The sequence below is a fragment of the Streptomyces sp. NPDC057445 genome (assembly GCF_042802855.1).
Lineage (GTDB): Bacteria > Actinomycetota > Actinomycetes > Streptomycetales > Streptomycetaceae > Streptomyces.
On the sequence record NZ_JBHVDH010000008.1, the window covers coordinates 273,920 to 293,352 of the forward strand.

Here is a 19,433-nt window from a genome sequence, read left to right on the forward strand (position 1 = left end):
AGGAGCCCGGAGAGTGGCCTCATGGTCATCCCCTCGCTCCGCGATCTCGGCCCGAACTGGTACGCCACGGTCATGGGCACCGCGATCGTCGCCAACGCCGGAGCCGCCCTGCCTGCCCAGCCACCGGGCCTGCGAGCCGCTTGCGCCGCCGTGTGGGCACTGTCCGCGCTGATGCTGGCGGCCCTGCTCACCGCACGCGCCGCCCACTGGATGCACCACCGTGACCAGGCCCTCGCCCACCTGCGCGATCCCGCGGTCGCGCCGTTCTACGGCTGCCTCCCCATGGCGCTCCTCGCGGTCGGCGTGGGCGCCCTGTCGGTCGGCGGCGAGCTCATGGGCGAAGGGACGGCGACCGTGGCGGCCGTCGCGCTGTTCACCGTCGGCACGCTCGCCGCTCTCGCCGTCGCCGTGGCGATCCCGTATCTGATGATCACCCGCCACAGGCTCGCGCCCGGAAGTGCTTCGCCGGTGTGGCTGCTGCCGGTGGTGGCCCCGATGGTGTCCGCCGCGTTCGGTCCGCTGCTGGTGGACCGGCTGCCCGTCGGTCAGTGGCGCGAGGCGATGCTGCTCGCCTGCTACGCGATGTTCGGTCTGAGCCTGCTGGCGGTGCTGGTGATGCTGCCGTCGGTCTTCGCCCGCCTGGTCCACCACGGTCCGCTGCCGCTCCTCCTGACGCCCACGCTGTTCCTCGTCCTGGGCCCGTTGGGTCAGTCCACCACCGCCGTGAACAACCTCGCCGCCGTGGCTCCGGCAGCGGTCCAGGGTCCCTACGCGCGCGGGCTGGAGGTCTTCGCCGTGGTGTACGGGGTTCCGGTGACCGGTTTCGCTCTGCTGTGGCTGGTGCTCGCCGGGGCGCTGGTGGTGCGGGCGGCCCGCCGGGGGATGCCGTTCGGGATGACGTGGTGGGCGTTCACGTTCCCGGTCGGGACCTGCGTCACCGGCGCGGCGGGGCTTGCGGCCCGCACGGGTCTGTCGGCCTTCGGCTGGATGGCCGCCGGGCTGTACGTCGTGCTCGTCGTGGCCTGGCTCGTGGCCGGTGCCCGTACGCTGCGCGGACTGGTCAGCGGAGCGCTGCGCGCAGCGCCGCGGGCGCCGCTGCGAGTGACGGCCCGTACCACGTGAGCATGCGTCCGTCGACGAATGCCGCGGGCAGTCGGGGGAAGGACTCGGGTCCGTCGTCCGCGGTGAAGCGGTAGGGCTCGTCGGGCAGGACGACGAGGTCGGCACCGGCGGTGTTGAGCTCCTCAAGTGCGATACGGGGATACCGGTCCGCATGCCCGGCGTAGACGTTCTCGATGCCGAGCCGGGCCAGGAGGTCACCGGCGAAGGTGTCGCTGCCGAGCACCATCCAGGGCCGCCGCCAGATCGGTACGACCGCGCGTCGCGGCTCGCCCGGTTCGGCCGTGGCCCAGGCGGACTCGGCTTCGTCGAGCCAGCGCGGGCGGCCCGTACCGCAGGCGCGCAGGACGCGCTCCAGTTCGCTGAAGGCCTGCGGCAGCGTCCGCACCGTCGTGACCAGGACTTCGAGGCCGGCGGCGCGCAGGGCGGCGAGGTCGGGGGCCCTGTTCTCCTCCTCGTTGGCGATGACGAGGTCGGGCCCAAGGGCAGTGATCGCCTCGATGTCGGGGTTCTTGGTGCCCCCGACGCGGACGGCGTCGAGGTCCTTCGGGTGACTGCACCAGTCGGTGACCGCGGCCAGCACTCCAGGGGCGCTGACCGCGACGGCCTCGGTGAGGGAGGGAACGAGCGACACGACCCGTCTCATGGCGCGGCTCCGATGCGCTCGCCTACGCCGGACACGGTCATTGACCGTCCGCGACGTGTCCGCCCACGGTGACGACGAGCAGGCGGGTGCCGGGCCGGGTGGCGCGCCAGCGGTGACGTACGCCGCCGGACAGGAACAGGGTGTCGCCCTTCTCCAGTCGGTACGCCCGGCCCTCGGCCTCGACCTCGGCGGCCCCGTCCGCGACGTACATCAGCTCGTCGTTGCGGTGCTGGTACTCGCGACCGGCGTCCTGTTCCCCGCTGAACTCGAAGGCGCGCAGCTGGTGATGACCGCGCACCAGGGGACGCACGCCAGGGCCGTCGGCCTCGTCGTCCGCCCGTACGACATCGACCACGCGCGCGGAGTCCGCGGCGGCCAGCAGTTCCGCGGCCGTGGTCTCGAGCGCCTCGGCGACCCGGTCGAGGGAGCGCCTGCTGGGCCGGGCCCGTTCGTTCTCGATCTGGCTGAGGAAGGGCACGGAGAGTCCGCTGCGTTCGGCCACGGCGGCAAGCGTGAGGTCCAGGGCCCTGCGCCGTCTTCGGACGGCGGAGCCCACTCGGAGCGTTTCCTTGTCTGCCATCGCTCGTTCCCTCCCTCCCTCTCAGTACCTTACGCAGATTCCCGGCTCGGAATCGCACAGTTGTCACAGGCGCAACGGTGAGGGCCCCGCCACTGTATGTGACGGGGCCCTACCTGTGGGGGGAGAGGATGGTCTACTGCGGAGCCAGCCGGTCCTCGATGCCCGGGTTCTCCTTGAGCCAGGCGCGGACGGCTTCCTGTTCCTTGCCCTTGCCGGTCTCCTGGATCCTCGCCTCGAGTCCGGTGAGCTGCTCCTCGGTCATGCTGAAGTTCTTGAGCCACTTGCCGACCTGCGGGTTGTCCGCGGAGAACCCCTTGCGGGCGAGCGTGTGGACCCCGTCGCCCTTGCCCCAGGTGCCCTTGGGGTCCTTGAGCTTCTTCAGGTCGTACGTGCTGTACGCCCAGTGCGGCGACCACAGGGTGGTGACGATGGGCTCCTTCTTGTCGTAGGCGCGCTTCAGCTCGGCGAGCATGCCGGGTGTGGAGCCGTCGACGACTTCGTACTCACCCTCGAGGCCGTATTCCTTGAGGACCTTGTCCTTGAGGATGCCCATCATTCCGGCGCTCGGCTCGATGCCGACGATGCGGTCCTTGAACCGGCCCGACTTGCCCTTCAGGTCATCGAGGGAGTCGACGCCCTTCACGTAGGACGGGACGGACAGCTCCAGCGACGTGGACCCGTACCAGGAACCCAGGTCCTCCAGCTCGTTCTTGTACTTGTCCCAGTACTGGGCGTGGGTCACCGGCAGCCAGGAGTCGGTCTGGAAGTCGATCTGGCCACCGGCGAGACCGGTGTACAGCGCTCCGGCCTCCAGCTGCCTGGCGTCGACCTCGAAGCCGCGCTTCTCCAGCAGTTCCTTCCAGAGGAAGGTGGAGGCGATGCCTTCGTCCCAGGGGATGTAGCCGAGCGAGATCTTCTTGCCCTGGCCGATGGCCCCGGGGCCGGACGCGTCGGCGGACTTGGTGCCCCCGAAGATCCCCATGCCGCCCGCGACGAGCGCGAGGATCACGACACCGACGACGGCGACGACCGGCTGGGGGCGGTAGTTCCAGATCTTCGGCCCGCCGGTCATGCTCTTCGCCTTGGCGAGGGCGCGACGGCCGAGCGGCGAAACCTGGTGGCCCAGTGCTCCGGTGATCCGGTCCAGGTACATGGCCAGGATGACGATGGAGACACCAGCCTCGAAACCGAGGCCGATGTCGACATTGCCGATGGCGCGGTACACGGCGCCGCCGAGACCGCCGCCGCCGACCATGCCCGCGATGACGACCATGGAGAGGCCGAGCATGATGACCTGGTTGATACCGGCCATGATCGTGGGCAGCGCGAGCGGCAGCTGGACGCGCAGCAGGGTGTTGCGCGGGGTCGTGCCGAACGCCTCCGCGGCCTCGACGAGTTCCTTGTCGACCTGGCGGATGCCGAGCTCGGTCATCCGTACGCCGGGCGGCAGGGCGAAGACGATCGTCGCGATGATGCCGGGGACCACGCCCACGCCGAAGAAGATGATGCCGGGGATCAGATAGACCATGGCCGGCATGGTCTGCATGAAGTCCAGGACCGGCCGGAGCACGGCGCTGACGGCCTTCGAGCGGGACGCCCAGATGCCGAGCGGCACCGCGATCACGAGGGTGACGATCGTGGCGACGAGGACGAGTGAAAGGGTCGACATGGCGTCGTCCCACAACTCGATGGAGTCGATCAGGGCGAACCCGGCGAACGCCAGGACACCCGCGAGCAGACCGCGCAGCCACCACGCGACGACGGCGAGAACGCCGGCGAAGAGAAGCGGCTCGGGCGCGGAGAGCGCGGCGTCGATGCCGTCGTACATACCGGTCACGACGGACGTGATGGCGTCGAAGAGCCAGGAGAGGTGGGACTGCAGCCAGTCGACACCGCTGTCGACCCACTGGCCGAGATGGAGCCTAGGCATTGGCCACCGCCTTGCCGACGGGGGCGGTGTCCTCGGCGGCGGCGCCCTGAACCGGTGGCTCCGGCTTCATCGGCTCGCCCAGGACGGCGAGCAGCCGGGCGCGCGGGACGACACCGATGAGCTCGCCGTCGGCATCGGTGACGGCGACCGCGACCCCGCTGGTGGAGCAGGGGGTGAACAGCTCGATGATCGGGGTGTCGGCTGCGACGGTGGCGGGGGCGGCGTCGAGCACGTCCTGTGCGGTACGCAGTTCCTCACCGGTGTCGGTCGTGGTCCCGTACGCGGTCCCGGGGTCGGCCATGATCGCCCCTGCCGTGAGCACACGGGTCCGGTCGACGTCCTGGGTGAAGGAGGCGACGTAGTCGTTGGCGGGGGTGACGAGGATGTCCTCCGCGGTGCCGAGCTGGACGATCCGGCCGTCGCGCATCACCGCGATCCGGTCGCCGAGGCGCATGGCCTCGTTGAGGTCATGGGTGATGAAGACGATCGTCTTCTTGAGCCGCTTCTGCAGCTCCAGCAGCTGGTCCTGCATGTCGCGGCGGATCAGCGGGTCGAGGGCGCTGAAGGACTCGTCCATCAGCAGCAGATCGGCGTCGGTGGCCAGCGCGCGGGCGAGGCCGACACGCTGCTGCATACCGCCGGAGAGCTCGTCGGGCCAGGACTTCTCCCAGCCTGCGAGACCGGCCAGCTCCAGGGCCTCTGTCGCGCGGCGCTCCCGCTCCGCGCGCGGGACGCCCTGCACCTCGAGGCCGTAGGCGGCGTTCTCCAGCACGCTGCGGTGCGGGAAGAGCGCGAAGTGCTGGAAGACCATGCTGATCCTGGTGGAGCGCACGGCGCGGAGTTCACGGGCGCTCAGGGTGGTCAGGTCCTGGCCGTCGAAGAGCACACGTCCGGCTGTCGGCTCCAGCAGTCCGTTGAGCATGCGCAGCAGCGTGGACTTGCCGGATCCGGAGAGACCCATGACGACGAAGATCTGCCCGGGCTCGACGGTGAAGGAGGCATCGATCACCGCTGCGGTCGTTCCGTCGGCACGGAGCTCGTCACGGCCTGCGCCGCTTTCGAGCTTCCTCACCGCATCGTCGGGTCGTTTACCGAACACCTTGTACAAGTGCTCGGCCTGCAGCCTGGACACATACACCTCACGCGTTGAACCTGAAAGCGGCCCGCGTCCCCCTCGCCGCCGGGCCGTGGAGCGGGCGGGTTCGGCCCGCGTGCCCGGATGGCGCCGACCACAGCCGTTACGGCTGGTCGAGGGCGCAGGGGGGTCCGCTCCGGCGTCCCGCCTGCCCGGGTCCGACGGGGGCAAACGCCAGAGTGATCCAGTTCACGTGGCGGTCGCCGTTCCGCGCTGTCGCGGAGTGCGGGGAGTGCGGGGAGTGCGGGGAGTGCGGGGAGTGCGGGGAGTGCGGGGAGTGCGGGGAGTGCGGGGAGTGCGGGGGGGGCGGTAGGGCGGCCCGCGGCCGACATCGCGTGCGCGGGGCCTTCGAGGAGCCCGGCGGACGGCTGCCCGGGGCCCGGGGGTGCGGGCTCTCCGAGGTCCCGGCGCTCTTGCCCGCACGGCACTGCCCCCGCGGCTCCCCTGCGAGGGCCGTCCCCGGCTGTGCGGGCGCCGTCACGGCGGCGATGTCGGTGGGGTGCGGCATCATCGGGGCTGTGACGCGACGCCTGATGCTCCTCGACACCGCTTCCCTCTACTTCCGCGCCTATTTCGGGGTCCCGGACTCCGTGCGAGCGCCCGACGGCACGCCGGTCAACGCGGTGCGCGGGCTGCTCGAATTCATCACCAGGCTGGTCCAGGACCACCACCCCGACGAGCTGGTGGCGTGCATGGACGCCGACTGGCGCCCCCATTGGCGGGTGGAGCTGATCCCGTCGTACAAGGCACACAGGGTGGCGGTGGAGACCGAGACGGGTCCTGACGAGGAAGAGATCCCGGACACGCTGTCCCCGCAGGTGCCGATCATCGAGGACGTGCTGGACGCGCTCGGCATCGCACGTGTCGGTGTCGCGGGGTACGAGGCGGACGACGTGATCGGGACACTCGCCGGGCACGCCGCGGGGCCGGTGGACATCGTGACCGGCGACCGGGATCTGTACCAGCTGGTGGATGACGCGCGGGGTGTGCGAGTGCTGTATCCGCTGAAGGGCGTCGGGATGATGCAGGCGACCGACGAGGCGGTGCTGCGGGAGAAGTACGGGGTGGACGGGCCGGGGTACGCCGATCTGGCACTGCTGCGCGGGGACCCCAGCGACGGGCTTCCGGGCGTGCCCGGGATCGGCGAGAAGACGGCGGCGAAGCTGCTGGACGCGTTCGGGGACCTCGCCGGGATCATGGCGGCGGTCGACGACCCCACGTCGAAGCTGACTCCGTCACAGCGGAAGCGCCTGGACGAGTCCCGGCCGTATCTGGCCGTCGCGCCGAAGGTGGTGCAGGTCGCGGGGGACGTGCCGCTGCCCGTCTTCGACCCGGCCCTGCCGAAGGAGCCGCGCGATCCGCAGCGACTGGAGGAACTCGCGGCTCGCTGGGGCCTGGGACGGGTGGTGCACCGGCTGCTGGTGGAACTGCGGGCGTGAAGCCGTGCGTCCGGGAGGATGCGCGAGGCGGCCTTTGCCGCGGAGTGCTAGCTTAGGCTTGCCTAACCACCGTTACGAGCGAGGGAGACCCCGTGGCAGAGATGTCCGCGCGCAAGGCACCGCAGACCCACGAGGCGCGGGTGGTGCGTGCGGAACGGCTCACCCCGCACATGGTCCGCGTCGTGCTCGGTGGGGAAGGACTGGCCTCGTTCGGCACGGACGGGTCGACCGACGCCTACGTCAAGCTGCTCTTCGCGGCGCCGGGCGTGACGTACCCCGAGCCCTTCGACCTTGGCCGGATCCGCGAGGAGTTCCCCCGCGACCAGTGGCCGAGCACCCGCACGTACACGGTGCGGGGCTGGGATCCGGTGCACCGCGAGCTGACGATCGACTTCGTGGTCCACGGCGACGAGGGCCTGGCAGGCCCCTGGGCCGCGGGGGTGCGACCAGGTGAAACGATGCATCTCCAGGGACCGGGCGGGGGTTACGCACCCGACGCGGCGGCGGACTGGCACCTGCTGGTGGGCGACGAAAGCGCGCTGCCGGCGATCGCGGCAGCGCTGGAGGGGATGCCGGCCGGTGCGGTCGTGCAAGCGTTCGTGGAGGTGTCGGGCCCCGAGGACGAGCAGAAGATCGCGACCCCGGACGGGGTCACGGTTACCTGGCTGCACCGGGGCGACAGCGCGGTGGGCGAGCCACTGATCGCGGCGGTGCGGCAGCTGGACTTCCCGGCCGGCGACGTGCACGCCTTCGTCCACGGCGAGGCCGGCGCGGTGAAGGAACTCCGCCGCCACCTCCGCCTGGAGCGCGGCATTCCCGCGGCACGGCTCTCCATCTCCGGCTACTGGCGGCTGGGCAAGTCGGACGAGGCATGGCGTGCGATCAAGCGCGACTGGAACGCCCAGGTCGAGCGCGAGCAGGAGCGCACGCCCACGGCATAGCACCGAGCCCGCGGACGCGCCCCGGAGCGGGTCGTCCCCCAGGTCGGTCACCTCTGCGATGCGTCCGACGCGCGTGGGCCGCAGGACGGTTTCGCGTCGCGGCCGGCGCCCAGCCACGTGGCCGCCGGGCGCCGCCGGCGCTCAACGGCCCGCGAGAGAACCGCACTTGCTTCCTCACCCGCCACGGCGCGGCGGGCGCGCCTGTACGACCCGGCCGGCTCCGGCCGCGACGAGGCCCGGGCGGCTGCCCGGGCCTCGTCGCGTCGTCCAAGGCCCGGAGCGCGAGGACCGGCGGGCACCGATCTTGCAACAACGGCGTATCACCTGGGAAAAAGTCCTGCCGAACGGCAGTCAAGACGCGTTCCGGCTCCGTATATGAGAGGGAAGTCAGTGCGAGGGGAGAGCGCGTGAAGGAAGCCGTACGCATCACAGGGGCACCACCGGCCGGACCGGGGCTCGATGCGCTGCTCGTACGGGTGGCCCGCGGGGACCAGGAGGCCTTCGCCCAGGTGTACGACGCGCTCTGCGGGCCCGTGCTCGGCATAGTCCGCAGTGTGCTGCGCGATCCGGCCCAGTCGGAGGAGGTGACGCAGGAGGTGATGGTCGAGCTGTGGCGCACGGCCGCGCGCTTCCAGCCGTCCCGTGGCTCCGCGCTGACCTGGACACTCACCCTCGCGCACCGCCGCGCGGTGGACCGGGTCCGGTCCGCCCAGGCAGCGGCGGAGCGTGAACAGAAGGCGGCGAGGCTCGGCGGGACGCCGGCCTTCGACGATGTGGTCGAGCAGGTCGAGGCCCGGCTGGAGCGGGAGCAGGTACGCCGCTGTCTGCGCACGCTGACCGAGTTGCAGCGCCAGTCCGTGACCCTGGCCTACTACCGAGGGCTCGCCTACCGCGAGGTGGCGGAGCTGCTGGCCGTGCCACTGGGCACGGTCAAGACGCGTATGCGCGACGGGCTCATCCGCCTGCGCGACTGTCTGGGGGTGAACGCATGAGCGCGGTGGGACGAGGTTCGGCGCGGGATGCCGAACTGCACACACTGACGGGCGCGTACGCCCTGCACGCCCTCGGTGAGCGCGAACGTGTGCGGTTCGAGCGGCACCTGGAGGCCTGTGCGGTGTGCACCCAGGAGGTGCGCGAACTCAGCGCGACGGCGGGACGGCTCGGGCTCGCCGTCACAGAGACGCCGCCGCCCGCGATGAAGACCCATGTGCTGTCGCGGATCGCGACGGTACGTCAGGAACCGCCGCTGGTCGGCGGGCCGGCCCCGAATCACACCAACAGCGCGCATCTCCCGGTGCGGCGGGTCCGGCAGAGCGGGCGGCGCAGGCTGTCCCGCCTCGTGCTCGCGGCGTGTGTGGCGGGCGTCGCCTCGTTCGGCGGCTATGCGGTGTGGCAGCAGCGGGCGGCCGAGGACGCGCTGGTCGAGGCCCGGGGCACGGTGCGCCAGGCCCAGCGGCAGGCGGAAGCGCTGGCTCAAGTGCTGACGGCACCGGACGTACGGACCAGCACGGCGGCACTCGGCAGCGGCGGCGCGAGCGGCACGGTGGCCGTCTCGCGCGAGCGGGACCGTGCCGTGTTCCTCGCGTCAGGGCTCCCCCGGCCGGGCGGAGGCAAGGTGTACCAGCTGTGGTTCGCCGACCGGGGCACGATGCGGCCGGCCGGACTGCTGCACTCGACAGGGTTGCCGGAGACGCTGCTCATGGACGGGCAGGTGGGCGAGGCCACGGCCATGGGCGTCACGGTGGAACCCGCCGGAGGCTCGCCCGCTCCGACGTCCGAGCCGCTCGCCCTGCTGAACTTCCCGACGGCTTAGGCGGCTTCGCTGTACGCGCGGTGAGGGGCGAGGCCGTGAGGAGATCGGCCCTGCCCCGTTTCAGCCGCGACACGCGGCCGAAACAGCCCCTCCCTAATTTCTGTCGCCTGACAGGAATCAGCGACAGGGGCTGCCATGACCGTGACCGCACCCAGCTCCACCCCGGGCTCCGCCCGCACACCCGACGAGTCCGCGCTTGCGGACTTCGGCTACCAGCAGGAACTACGGCGGCGAATGGGCAGGTACGCGTCCTTCGCCGCCGGATTCTCCTTCATCTCCGTCCTGACGACGGTGTTCCAGTTCTTCGCGCTGGGCTACTCCTTCGGCGGGCCGGCCTTCTTCTGGACCTGGCCCGTCGTCCTCGCGGGCCAGCTCCTGGTGGCTGCCTGCTTCGCCGAACTCGCCGCCCGTTACCCGCTCGCCGGCGCCGTCTACCAATGGTCGACGCGCCTGAGCACACCCGCCTTCGGCTGGTACGCGGGCTGGCTCATGGTGATCGGACGCGTGGTCGTGGTCGGCGCGGCCGCCCTGGCGCTTCAGGCCGTACTGCCCGCGATCTGGCCCGGCTTCCAGCTCATCGGCGACGACCCGGCGCCCACGTCGGCGAGCGGCGCGGCGAACGCGGCGCTCCTCGGGCTGATCCTGCTCACCCTCACGACCGTCGTGAACGTCCTGGACAACCGGATCCTGACGGCGGTCAACACCATCGGTGTCACCGCCGAGATCATCGGAGTCGCGCTCATCGTGACATTGCTCCTCACCCACTCGGACCGCGACCCGGGCATCGTCATGGAGACGGGTGGCGCGGGCGGAGCGATCGGCGCGCTGCTGATCGGCTCGTTCACGGCCGCGTACGTCCTCATCGGCTTCGAGAGTGCGAGCGAGATGAGCGAGGAGACGGTCAACCCCCGGCGCACCGCGCCCCGCACGACCTTCTCCGCACTCACCACCTCCGGCGTCTGCGGCGGCCTGCTCCTCCTCGGCGGCCTTCTCGCGGCACCGAGCCTGGCCGACGGGCGCCTGGCGACCGAGGGCCTCTCCTACGTCCTCACCAGCACGCTGGGCGACGGCCTCGGCAAGGTGCTTCTCGCGGACGTCGTCGTCGCGATCTGCGCCGCGACCCTCGCCATCCAGACATCGGCGACCCGGATGCTCTACTCCATGGCCCGCGACCGTCAACTCCCGCTGTCGGCCACCCTCTCCAAGGTCCCGGCCCGCACCGGCATGCCCGCCGCCGCCGCGGTCGCGGTCGGCCTCCTCGCCGCGCTCCTGCTGCTTCTCAACTTCCTCTCGCCCGAGGCCCTCCTGGCCATCGGCACCACCTGCATCGCCATGGTGTACCTGGCCTACGCCATGGTCACGGGCCCGATGCTCGTCCGCCGCCTGCGCGGCCGGTGGGCCCCGCCCGGCCCCGACGAGCGGGACGAGACGGGCCGCCCGCTCTTCTCCCTCGGCCGCTGGGGAGTTCCCGTCAACGCCCTGGCCCTGGTGTACGGCCTCACCATGACCTTGAATCTCGCCTGGCCCCGCGCCGAGGTCTACGACCCGACGGGCGGCCACTGGTACTTCCAGTGGTTCACGCTGCTGTTCGTGGGAGGCTCGGTGGCAGCGGGAGCGGCGTACCGGGCCTGGCGGCGCCGCGGGGCGTGACGTGGGGCGTGGTCGTGGTGGCCGGTGCCGCGTTGTTGGCCGGTGTGTCCGTCCTCAATCTCCCCCAGACTTCGTCCGGGGGGACCCCCAACGGGCTCAGGTGGTCGGGGTCGGCCCGGACCGGGTCGCGGGCGTTGGGGGCCGTTCCGGGGCTCGCATCCGGGACGGCATGATTTACGGCGCGCTGACCGGTACCACATCGGCCACGCCTGCGCCGCGCCACAAATCACGCTTTAGTGTCCCGGACACGACCCCTCCACGGCCCCCTCGGGGCCGGGGTGGTGGGCCGATCGCCGTGTCTGTTGCCCACCCACCGGGGAGCAGTCGGCAACGCTGCCGGGGCGGGGCCGTGCAGGGTCGGCCCCGCAGGGGACGGCGGGACTGCTGGTTGCCTGCGAGGTGGGCGGTACGCCGCCGTCCCCGAGGAGTCGAGCCCGGAGGGGCCCCGCCCCCCACCCACAGCCTGTTGGAGGTCCCCCCGGACGAAGTCTGGGGGAGATTGAGGACGGACACCCCGGTTGCCGCCACGGTCCCGGCCAACCCCGACCACCCAAGCCCGTCCGGCGATTGAGGACGGACACACCGGCCAACCGTCACGGTCCCGGCCCACCACGACAACCACACCCGCACCGCGCAGGCGGACCCGTACCGCCCAACCCCGAACCCCCGCCCGGAGGGCCAACGCGGACGATCGCCAAGGGGGACGCGGGGCGAAGCCCCGTCAGACGCCGGCGATGCGCAGTGCCGCATCCGCCGTCGCCGACGCGAACGTATCCACCGCCCGCTCCGGATCCAAGCGGTGGACCAGGATCACGCCCTCGATCAGCCCGAAGACCAGGTCGGTCCTGAGCGCCAGGCCGGTCTTGTCGAGCTCGCGGCCCGGCGCCGTACCGGCCAGCAGTTGCCCGTACGCGTCCTTCAGGTCGGCCCGCACGCGATGGAACCCGGAGAAGCGTTCCGCCTGCACCTCCGGGAGCAGGTAGAGCGCTCCGAGGTTGTGGGACCCGCCGCACAGCAACTCGACGTCCGAGCGGCACAGCTCCCACAGCCGTTCCTCCGCCGCACGCTCGTCGTCCGCGAGGAGCCGGCGGGCCAGGGCCAGAGACGGGGTGACCGTGGACTCGAGGAGCTCGGCGAGGAGGTCCTCCTTGCCGCTGAAGTAGTGGTACATCGTGGCCTGCCGCATCCCGGCGAGCTCCGCCACGGCCCTGGTCGTCGTCGCGGCGTACCCGCGCATCGTGAACAGCTCCGCCGCCGCCGCGAGCAGTTCCTCCCGCGCGGACAGCCCGCTGTCCGGCCGCTGCTCCGCGCGCGGCCGCCCGACCTTGCGTCCCGTCGTCCCCATGCGGCCGATCGTCGCACACGCAGCTGAGGCCCGGATCTTGGTGAGCCTTCGGTAACGGCCCCGCAATGGACGGGCAACGGCCCGGAAGTCCCGGCCCCCTAATTTCTGTCGTCCGACAGAAACTACGCGCGAGCCGGAGGTACGCCGCCATGGCGACTGCGACGACACACGGAGCCCGGGACCACGCCCGCGCCCAGGAGGGCACCCGCGCAGAGGCCATGCCCGTGGTGCCCGCCACCGACTGGCCCGGGCCGCCCTGCGCGGCCGGGCACCTGGTCTGGGCGGAGACCGTTGCGGGTGGCAACTACACCCACCGCGTCCTGGCCCGCGGCACGGAACTCCGCCTCACCGACCTCCGGGGCGACGCCTGCGCGCACGTTCTTCTGTACGCGGACGGCCGTCCCTGGGAGCGCCTCAACACCGCGGACACGGTGAAGGTGCAGTGGAACGCGTACCCGGGGAAGGGCACGTTGCTGCTGTCCGCCCAGGGGCGGGTCCTCGCCTCGCTGACCGAGGACACCGGCGGGCGCCACGACGCGTTGTGCGGCACCTCGGCCCTCGTACGCAACACCGCGCGGTACGGCGACGGCGCTCCCGGGTCAGCGACGCCCGCCGGCCGCGAACTCTTCGGCCTGGCCGCTCTCAAGAACGGTCTGGAGCCGCGCGATCTGCCCCCGTCCATCTCCTTCTTCCAGGGCGTGGAGGTCGGCGAGGACGGTTCGCTCGCCTTCACCGGCTCAGCGGGTCCGGGAGCATCCGTGACCCTGCGCGCAGAACAGGACCTGATCGTCCTGATCGCCAACGTCCCGCATCCGCTCGACCCGCGCCCCACGTACACGAGCACCCCGCTCGAGGTCCTCGCCTGGCGTGCCGCGCCCACCGCACCCGGTGACGCGCTCCGGGACGCCACTCCGGAGGGCCGCCGCGCCTTCCTCAACACCGAGGAATTCCTCACCGCGAAGGGACAGCCGTCATGAGGACCGTCGTACCCGCCCGTGCCGCCTGGTCGTGGGTCGTCCGCGCCGGTGAGCAGCTCACCATCACCGATCTGCACGGCAACCAGGCCGTCGACTTCCTGGTGTACGACGCCCACGACACGGCCGTCCGCTACAGCGCCCCGGACACACTGCAGGCCCAGGGCGGAGTCTTCCTCACCACGGGCAGTGTGCTGATGTCGAACGATCACACGCCGCTGATGACGGTCACCGAGGACACCTGTGGGCGCCACGACACCCTCGGCGGAGCCTGTTCCAAGGAGTCCAACACCCTGCGCTACGGCCATCACACCTGGTCGCAGCACGCCTGCATGGACAACTTCCTCGCCGAGGGGGCCCGACACGGCCTGACGGCAAGGGACCTCGTCCCGAACATCAACTGGTACATGAACGTCCCGGTCGAGAAGGACGGCACGCTCGGAATCGTCGACGGCATCTCCGCCCCGGGCCTGCGCGTCACGATGCGCGCCGAGCGGGACGTTCTCGTCCTCGTCTCCAACTGCCCGCAGATCAACAACCCTTGCAACGGCTTCGAGCCGACCGCCGTCGAGATGACGATCAGTGAGGCCGCCGGATGACCTTCGACACGCTTCTTGTCGCCAACCGGGGCGAGATCGCCGTACGCATCATCCGCACGGCCCGGCGCCTGGGCCTTCGTACCGTCGCGGTCTTCTCCGACCCCGATCGTTCCTCCCCTCATGTCCGGCTCGCGGACGAGGCGGTCCGCCTGGGGCCCGCGCCCGCGAAGCAGTCGTATCTCGACGCCGACCTGGTGCTGAAGGCCGCCAAGGATACCGGCGCGGGCGCGATCCACCCGGGCTACGGGTTCCTCTCGGAGGACGCGGTCTTCGCCCGTCGCTGCGAGGACGCGGGGATCGTCTTCGTCGGCCCGTCCCCGGCCCAGTTGGAACTGTTCGGCGCCAAGCACACGGCGCGCGCCGCCGCCGAGGCCATAGGGGTCCCGCTGGCGCCCGGCACCGGTCTGCTGCCGGACCTCGGTGCGGCCGTGGCCGCGGCGGAGAGCATCGGCTATCCGGTCATGCTCAAGGCCACCGGCGGCGGTGGAGGCATCGGCATGCAGGCCGTGCACGACCGGGCCGGGCTCGCCGACGCCTGGGAGCGCGTGCAGCGGGTGGCCGGGGCCTCCTTCTCCTCCGCCGGTGTCTTCCTCGAGCGGCTCATCGGCCATGCCCGCCATGTGGAGGTGCAGGTCTTCGGCGACGGCGACGGCAAGGTCGTCACCCTCGGCGAACGCGACTGCTCACTCCAGCGCCGCAACCAGAAGGTGGTGGAGGAGGCTCCGGCGCCCGGCCTGCCCGACCATGTCCGGGACCGACTGGCCGCCTCGGCCCGCGAGTTGTGCGCGAGTGTCGGATACCGGTCCGCCGGGACGGTTGAGTACGTGTACGACGCGGAGCGTGAGGAGGCGTACTTCCTCGAGGTCAACACCCGGCTCCAGGTGGAGCATCCGGTCACCGAGGAGATCTACGGCGTCGACCTCGTCGAATGGATGCTGCGCCTCGCGCGGGGCGAGAAGGAGGTCGTACGGGAACCGGGGGCGCCGCGCGGCCACGCGGTCGAGGCCCGTGTGTACGCCGAGGACCCCTCCCGCGACCACCGGCCGAGCGCCGGACTGCTGACCCGCGTCGAATTCCCCGACGGCATACGCGTGGACGGCTGGATCGCGACGGGTACGGACGTGACGACGGCGTACGATCCGATGCTCGCGAAGGTCGTCGCGCACGGCGCCGACCGCGACGACGCCCTGGCGAAGCTCGACCGGGCGCTCGCCGCCACACGTATCGACGGCATCGAGACCAATCTCGGGCTCGTCCGGGCGGCCCTGGCGGACGCACGGGTGCGGGACGCGGAGCACTCCACCGCGACCCTCGCCACGGTGGGCGATCCGACGCCGCGGATCGAGGTCACTGCCGGGGGCACGCTCACCACCGTCCAGGACTGGCCCGGCCGCACCGGCTACTGGGAGGCCGGGATACCTCCCTGCGGCCCGATGGACGATCTGTCGTTCCGGCTCGGCAACCGCGCCCTCGGTAACGACGAGGGCGCCCCGGGTCTGGAGTGCACCCTCCAGGGACCGGTCCTGCGCTTCAGTCATGCCACCACGGTGTGCGTGACAGGCGCTCCGGCTCCGGTCACGGTCGACGGCGTACCGGTCCCTCAGTGGGAGCCTTTCACGGTCCCGGCCGGTGCCACGCTCTCCATCGGGGCGCCGGCCGACCACGGCATGCGGACCTATCTGCTGGTCGCGGGCGGTGGTCTGGACGTGCCCGGGTTCCTCGGCAGCGCGGCGACGTTCACGCTGGGGCGCTTCGGCGGACACGGCGGCCGGGCGCTGGTGACCGGCGATGTGCTGCACGGCGGGACGCGGACGGCCCCGTCGGCACCGGTGCCGCACGGCTCCAGGCCCGTGTTCACCTCGCAGTGGCGGATCGGGGTGGTCGAAGGGCCGCACGCCGCACCGGAGTTCTTCACCGAGGAGGACATCCATGACTTCTACGCGGCGGGCTGGAAGGTGCACTTCAACTCGGCGCGCACGGGCGTACGGCTGGTCGGGCCGAAGCCGCGCTGGGCGCGGGCCGACGGCGGGGAGGCCGGCCTGCATCCGTCGAACATCCATGACACGCCCTACTCGGTGGGGGCCGTGGACTTCACCGGTGACATGCCCGTGCTCCTGGGCCCGGACGGGCCCTCGCTCGGCGGTTTCGTCTGCCCGGCGACGATCCCCACACGGGAGCGATGGAAGCTGGGCCAGCTGCGGCCGGACGACGAGGTCCGCTTTCTGCCGGTGACGGTGGACGGGGCGGCACGCCCGGACATCGTCGACGGCGGGGTGCTCGCGCGGCGCGGCGACGTCACGTACCGCCGCAGCGGCGACGACAATCTGCTGGTCGAATTCGGGCCGATGCAGCTGGATCTGGCGCTGCGGCTGAGGGTGCACGCGCTCGCCGAGGCTTTGCGGGCTCGTCGGCTGCCCGGGGTCACGGACCTGACGCCGGGGATCCGTTCTCTGCAGATCAAACTCGACCCCGACGTGCTGCCTCCGGACGAGGCGCTGGCCGAGGTGCGGCGTATCGAAGCGGAACTGCCGCCCACCGAGTCGCTCGTCATCCCCTCGCGCACGGTCCATCTCCCGCTGTCCTGGGACGATCCGGCCACCCGTGAGGCCATCGCCCGCTACATGGCGGGAGTCAGGGACGACGCTCCCTGGTGCCCGTGGAACATCGAGTTCATCCGGCGGGTCAACGGTCTGGTGTCCGTGGACGACGTCCACCGGACGGTGTTCGATGCCGAGTATCTGGTCCTCGGTCTCGGTGACGTCTATCTGGGCGCGCCGGTCGCCACTCCGCTCGATCCGCGCCACCGTCTGGTGACCACGAAGTACAACCCGGCGAGGACGTGGACCGCCGAGAACTCGGTCGGGATCGGCGGGGCGTATCTGTGCGTGTACGGGATGGAGGGGCCGGGCGGTTATCAGTTCGTGGGCCGCACGACACAGGTGTGGTCGCCCTGGTCGGGCCCTCGGCCGTGGCTGCTGCGGCACTTCGACCGCATCAAGTGGTATCCGGTGGATGCCGACGAACTGCTGGAGCTGCGCGCGGACATGGCGGCGGGGCGCTTCACGCCGCGTGTCGAAAGCGGGACGTTCTCGCTCGCGGACCACCGGCGGTTCCTCGCCGAACACGCTTCTTCGATCGAGGAGTTCAAGGCCCGGCAGGCGGCGGCCTTCGCGGCGGAGCGGGACGCGTGGGAGGTGGCGGGTGAGTTCGCTCGAGCGGCCGAGGCTCCGGCTGCGGCCGTGTCGCCCAAGCAGGTGGACGTTCCGCCGGGCTGCCAGGTCGTGGAGGCGGAGTTCGCCGCCTCGGTCTGGCAGGTGAGTGTGACCGCGGGAGACTCGGTCCGCGCTGGCGAGCCGCTGCTCGCACTGGAGGCGATGAAGATGGAGTCCCGCGTCCCCTCCCCGCGGGACGCGGTGGTGACCGAGGTCCTGGTCGCCCCGGGCACCCAGGTCACCGCCGGGACGCCCCTGCTGATCCTGGCACCGCCGGAGTGACACCCCCGACGTCTCCCGTGTCCCTCCCCACCGCGCAAGGAGCCCCGCCATGCCTCATCCAGCACTCCCTCGCATCCGCGCCGCCTACGACCGCATCGCCCAAGTCGACCGGCCCGAGCTGTGGATCACCCTGCGCCCGCGGGCCGAAGCGGAGACCGACGCACGTACGGTCGACGCCCGGAGCGCCGCCGGGGAGCGACTGCCGCTCGCCGGGACCGTCGTCGCGGTGAAGGGCAACATCGACGTCGCGGGCCTGCCGACCACCGCGGGCTGCCCGTCGTACGCGTACGAGCCGGAATGCGACGCTCCCGCGGTGGCCCGGCTCAAGGCGGCCGGTGCCGTCGTCATCGGCACCACGAACATGGACCAGTTCGCGACCGGCCTGGTCGGCACCCGCTCACCGTACGGGGCCGTACGCAGCGCTCTTGACCCCGAGCGGGTGGCCGGCGGCTCGAGTTCGGGCTCGGCGGTCGCCGTCGCGCTCGGCATCGCCGACATCGCACTGGGCACGGACACGGCGGGCTCCGGACGCGTACCCGCGGCCTTCAACGGCATCGTGGGGCTCAAGCCGACGCGCGGTCTCGTCCCGGCCGACGGCGTGGTTCCGGCGTGCGCGAGCCTGGACTGTGTCTCTGTCTTCGCCCGTACGCTCCCGCAGGCGCGCCTCGCCCTGGCGGTCCTCTCGAAGGGCGGCGCCCCGGTCCCTGTTCCGGCGCGGGCCCCGGGGCCCTGGCGCATCGCCGTCCCGCCTCTCGCCCAGCTCGGCGAGCTCGATGCGGGCTGGGCCGAGGCGTACAGCGCCGCCTCCGCCCGACTGGAGGTGGCCGGGGCGGAGTTGAGGCCGGTCGATCTGTCGCCGTTCACCGAGGCCGCGGCGATGCTGTACGAGGGTGCGTTCGTGGCCGAGCGCTACACCGCGGTGGGTTCTTTTGTCGACAAGGACACATCGGACCTGGACCCGACCGTGGCCGGGATCATCCGCCGTGCGCGGGAGGTCCCCGCACACCGGCTCTACGCCGACCGGGCCCGCCTCGCCGCGCTGCGTACGGCCGCCCTGGCCGGCCTCGGCGAAGCGGACGCGTTGCTGCTGCCGACCACGCCCGGCCACCCGACACTCGCGGAGGTCTTCGCCGATCCGCTGGGCAGCAACGCCTGCCTCGGCCGGTTCACCAACTCCACCAATCTGTTCGGCATGGCCGCGGTCGCCGTCCCGGCCGGGGAGGTCGACGGCCGGCCCTTCGGCGCCATGCTGGTCGGTCCCGCGGGCACGGACGAGGCACTGGCCACGATCGGCGGCCTGCTCACCCCGCCCGTCCACCTCGCCGTGGTGGGCGCTCATCTGTCGGGCCAACCCCTCAACCCCCAACTGCTCGCGCTCGGCGCCCGACTGGTCCGTACGACCACCACCGCGCCCCACTACCGTCTGTACGCCCTGTCCACAGATCCGCCCAAGCCGGGCCTGGTGCACGTCCCCGCCGGCGGCGCCGCGATCGCGGCCGAGGTCTGGGAGCTCCCGGCGGAGGGCCTTGGCCGGCTGACCGCCGCACTCCCCCGCCCGATGGCGATAGGCCGGGTCGTCCTGGCCGACGGGGGCTCCGTGGCGGGCTTCCTCTGTGAGCCCGGTGCGCTCGACAACGCCGAGGACATCACGGCGTGCGGCGGCTGGCGGCGGTACCTGCGCGGCTGACGTGCGGTCGCTGATCAGGAAGCACAGGTTGCGCACGGGAAGGGGCCCCGCACCGGCTGGTGCGGGGCCCCTTCCGTCGGT

15 protein-coding genes are annotated in these 19,433 nt (G+C 71.8%); 10 read left to right on the top strand and 5 right to left on the bottom strand.

Features of this window, described 5'->3' with window-relative positions; genetic code table 11:
• Window positions 1-21: 21 nt before the first annotated feature.
• Window positions 22-1,122 carry a TDT family transporter gene (locus ACFU5O_RS20075; protein WP_384242199.1) on the top strand — a complete coding sequence of 367 codons (1,101 nt, stop codon included), beginning with the start codon at window positions 22-24 and terminating at the stop codon, window positions 1,120-1,122.
• On the opposite strand, the gene ACFU5O_RS20080 is transcribed toward ACFU5O_RS20075, so the two are convergent.
• From ACFU5O_RS20080 to ACFU5O_RS20095, 4 genes are all read right to left on the bottom strand, one after another.
• Window positions 1,061-1,765, bottom strand: coding sequence for a helical backbone metal receptor (locus tag ACFU5O_RS20080; protein ID WP_384242201.1), 705 nt, complete (start codon window positions 1,763-1,765; stop codon window positions 1,061-1,063). The two genes, ACFU5O_RS20075 and ACFU5O_RS20080, sit on opposite strands and share 62 nt — an antisense overlap.
• 37 nt (window positions 1,766-1,802) lie before the next feature.
• Window positions 1,803-2,345 carry a helix-turn-helix domain-containing protein gene (locus ACFU5O_RS20085; RefSeq protein ID WP_384242203.1) on the bottom strand — a complete coding sequence of 181 codons (543 nt, stop codon included), beginning with the start codon at window positions 2,343-2,345 and terminating at the stop codon, window positions 1,803-1,805.
• Window positions 2,346-2,478: 133 nt separating this feature from the next.
• Entirely contained in the window at window positions 2,479-4,275 is a 1,797-nt protein-coding gene (locus ACFU5O_RS20090) for an ABC transporter permease/substrate binding protein (protein WP_384242204.1), read from the bottom strand.
• A complete protein-coding gene (locus tag ACFU5O_RS20095) occupies window positions 4,268-5,407 on the bottom strand; it encodes a glycine betaine/L-proline ABC transporter ATP-binding protein (RefSeq protein WP_384242207.1) in 1,140 nt (379 codons plus the stop codon). The genes ACFU5O_RS20090 and ACFU5O_RS20095 overlap by 8 nt, the downstream gene beginning before the upstream one ends.
• Before the next feature lie 536 nt (window positions 5,408-5,943).
• Between ACFU5O_RS20095 and ACFU5O_RS20100 the strand changes: the two genes are divergently transcribed.
• The 5 genes from ACFU5O_RS20100 (at window position 5,944) to ACFU5O_RS20120 (ending at window position 11,253) form a co-directional block, all read left to right on the top strand.
• A complete protein-coding gene (locus tag ACFU5O_RS20100; protein WP_384242282.1) occupies window positions 5,944-6,849 on the top strand; it encodes a 5'-3' exonuclease H3TH domain-containing protein in 906 nt (301 codons plus the stop codon).
• A 92-nt stretch (window positions 6,850-6,941) separates the two neighbouring features.
• Window positions 6,942-7,790: a siderophore-interacting protein gene (locus ACFU5O_RS20105; RefSeq protein ID WP_384242209.1), complete on the top strand. Its 849-nt coding sequence runs from the start codon at window positions 6,942-6,944 to the stop codon at window positions 7,788-7,790.
• Between the two features lie 407 nt (window positions 7,791-8,197).
• The gene (locus ACFU5O_RS20110) at window positions 8,198-8,782 is read left to right on the top strand and encodes a sigma-70 family RNA polymerase sigma factor (protein ID WP_384242212.1); all 585 of its coding nucleotides are present in this window, start codon (window positions 8,198-8,200) and stop codon (window positions 8,780-8,782) included.
• Window positions 8,779-9,603 carry an anti-sigma factor domain-containing protein gene (locus tag ACFU5O_RS20115; protein ID WP_384242214.1) on the top strand — a complete coding sequence of 275 codons (825 nt, stop codon included), beginning with the start codon at window positions 8,779-8,781 and terminating at the stop codon, window positions 9,601-9,603. Before ACFU5O_RS20110 ends, ACFU5O_RS20115 begins: the two co-directional genes overlap by 4 nt.
• 135 nt (window positions 9,604-9,738) lie before the next feature.
• Entirely contained in the window at window positions 9,739-11,253 is a 1,515-nt protein-coding gene (locus ACFU5O_RS20120) for an amino acid permease (RefSeq protein ID WP_384242215.1), read from the top strand.
• A gap of 721 nt (window positions 11,254-11,974) precedes the next feature.
• Here ACFU5O_RS20120 and ACFU5O_RS20125 read toward each other — a convergent pair.
• Window positions 11,975-12,598: a TetR/AcrR family transcriptional regulator gene (locus tag ACFU5O_RS20125; RefSeq protein WP_384242217.1), complete on the bottom strand. Its 624-nt coding sequence runs from the start codon at window positions 12,596-12,598 to the stop codon at window positions 11,975-11,977.
• A gap of 149 nt (window positions 12,599-12,747) precedes the next feature.
• On the opposite strand from ACFU5O_RS20125, the gene ACFU5O_RS20130 reads away from it, so the two are divergent.
• The 4 genes from ACFU5O_RS20130 to atzF are packed head-to-tail and all read left to right on the top strand — an operon-like array spanning window position 12,748 to window position 19,352.
• Entirely contained in the window at window positions 12,748-13,575 is an 828-nt protein-coding gene (locus ACFU5O_RS20130; RefSeq protein WP_384242220.1) for an urea amidolyase associated protein UAAP1, read from the top strand.
• The gene (locus ACFU5O_RS20135; RefSeq protein ID WP_384242222.1) at window positions 13,572-14,171 is read left to right on the top strand and encodes an urea amidolyase associated protein UAAP2; all 600 of its coding nucleotides are present in this window, start codon (window positions 13,572-13,574) and stop codon (window positions 14,169-14,171) included. Before ACFU5O_RS20130 ends, ACFU5O_RS20135 begins: the two co-directional genes overlap by 4 nt.
• Window positions 14,168-17,665: a 5-oxoprolinase/urea amidolyase family protein gene (locus ACFU5O_RS20140; RefSeq protein WP_384242224.1), complete on the top strand. Its 3,498-nt coding sequence runs from the start codon at window positions 14,168-14,170 to the stop codon at window positions 17,663-17,665. The genes ACFU5O_RS20135 and ACFU5O_RS20140 overlap by 4 nt, the downstream gene beginning before the upstream one ends.
• A 49-nt stretch (window positions 17,666-17,714) precedes the next feature.
• The gene (gene atzF, locus ACFU5O_RS20145) at window positions 17,715-19,352 is read left to right on the top strand and encodes an allophanate hydrolase (RefSeq protein WP_384242226.1); all 1,638 of its coding nucleotides are present in this window, start codon (window positions 17,715-17,717) and stop codon (window positions 19,350-19,352) included.
• Window positions 19,353-19,433: the final 81 nt, after the last annotated feature.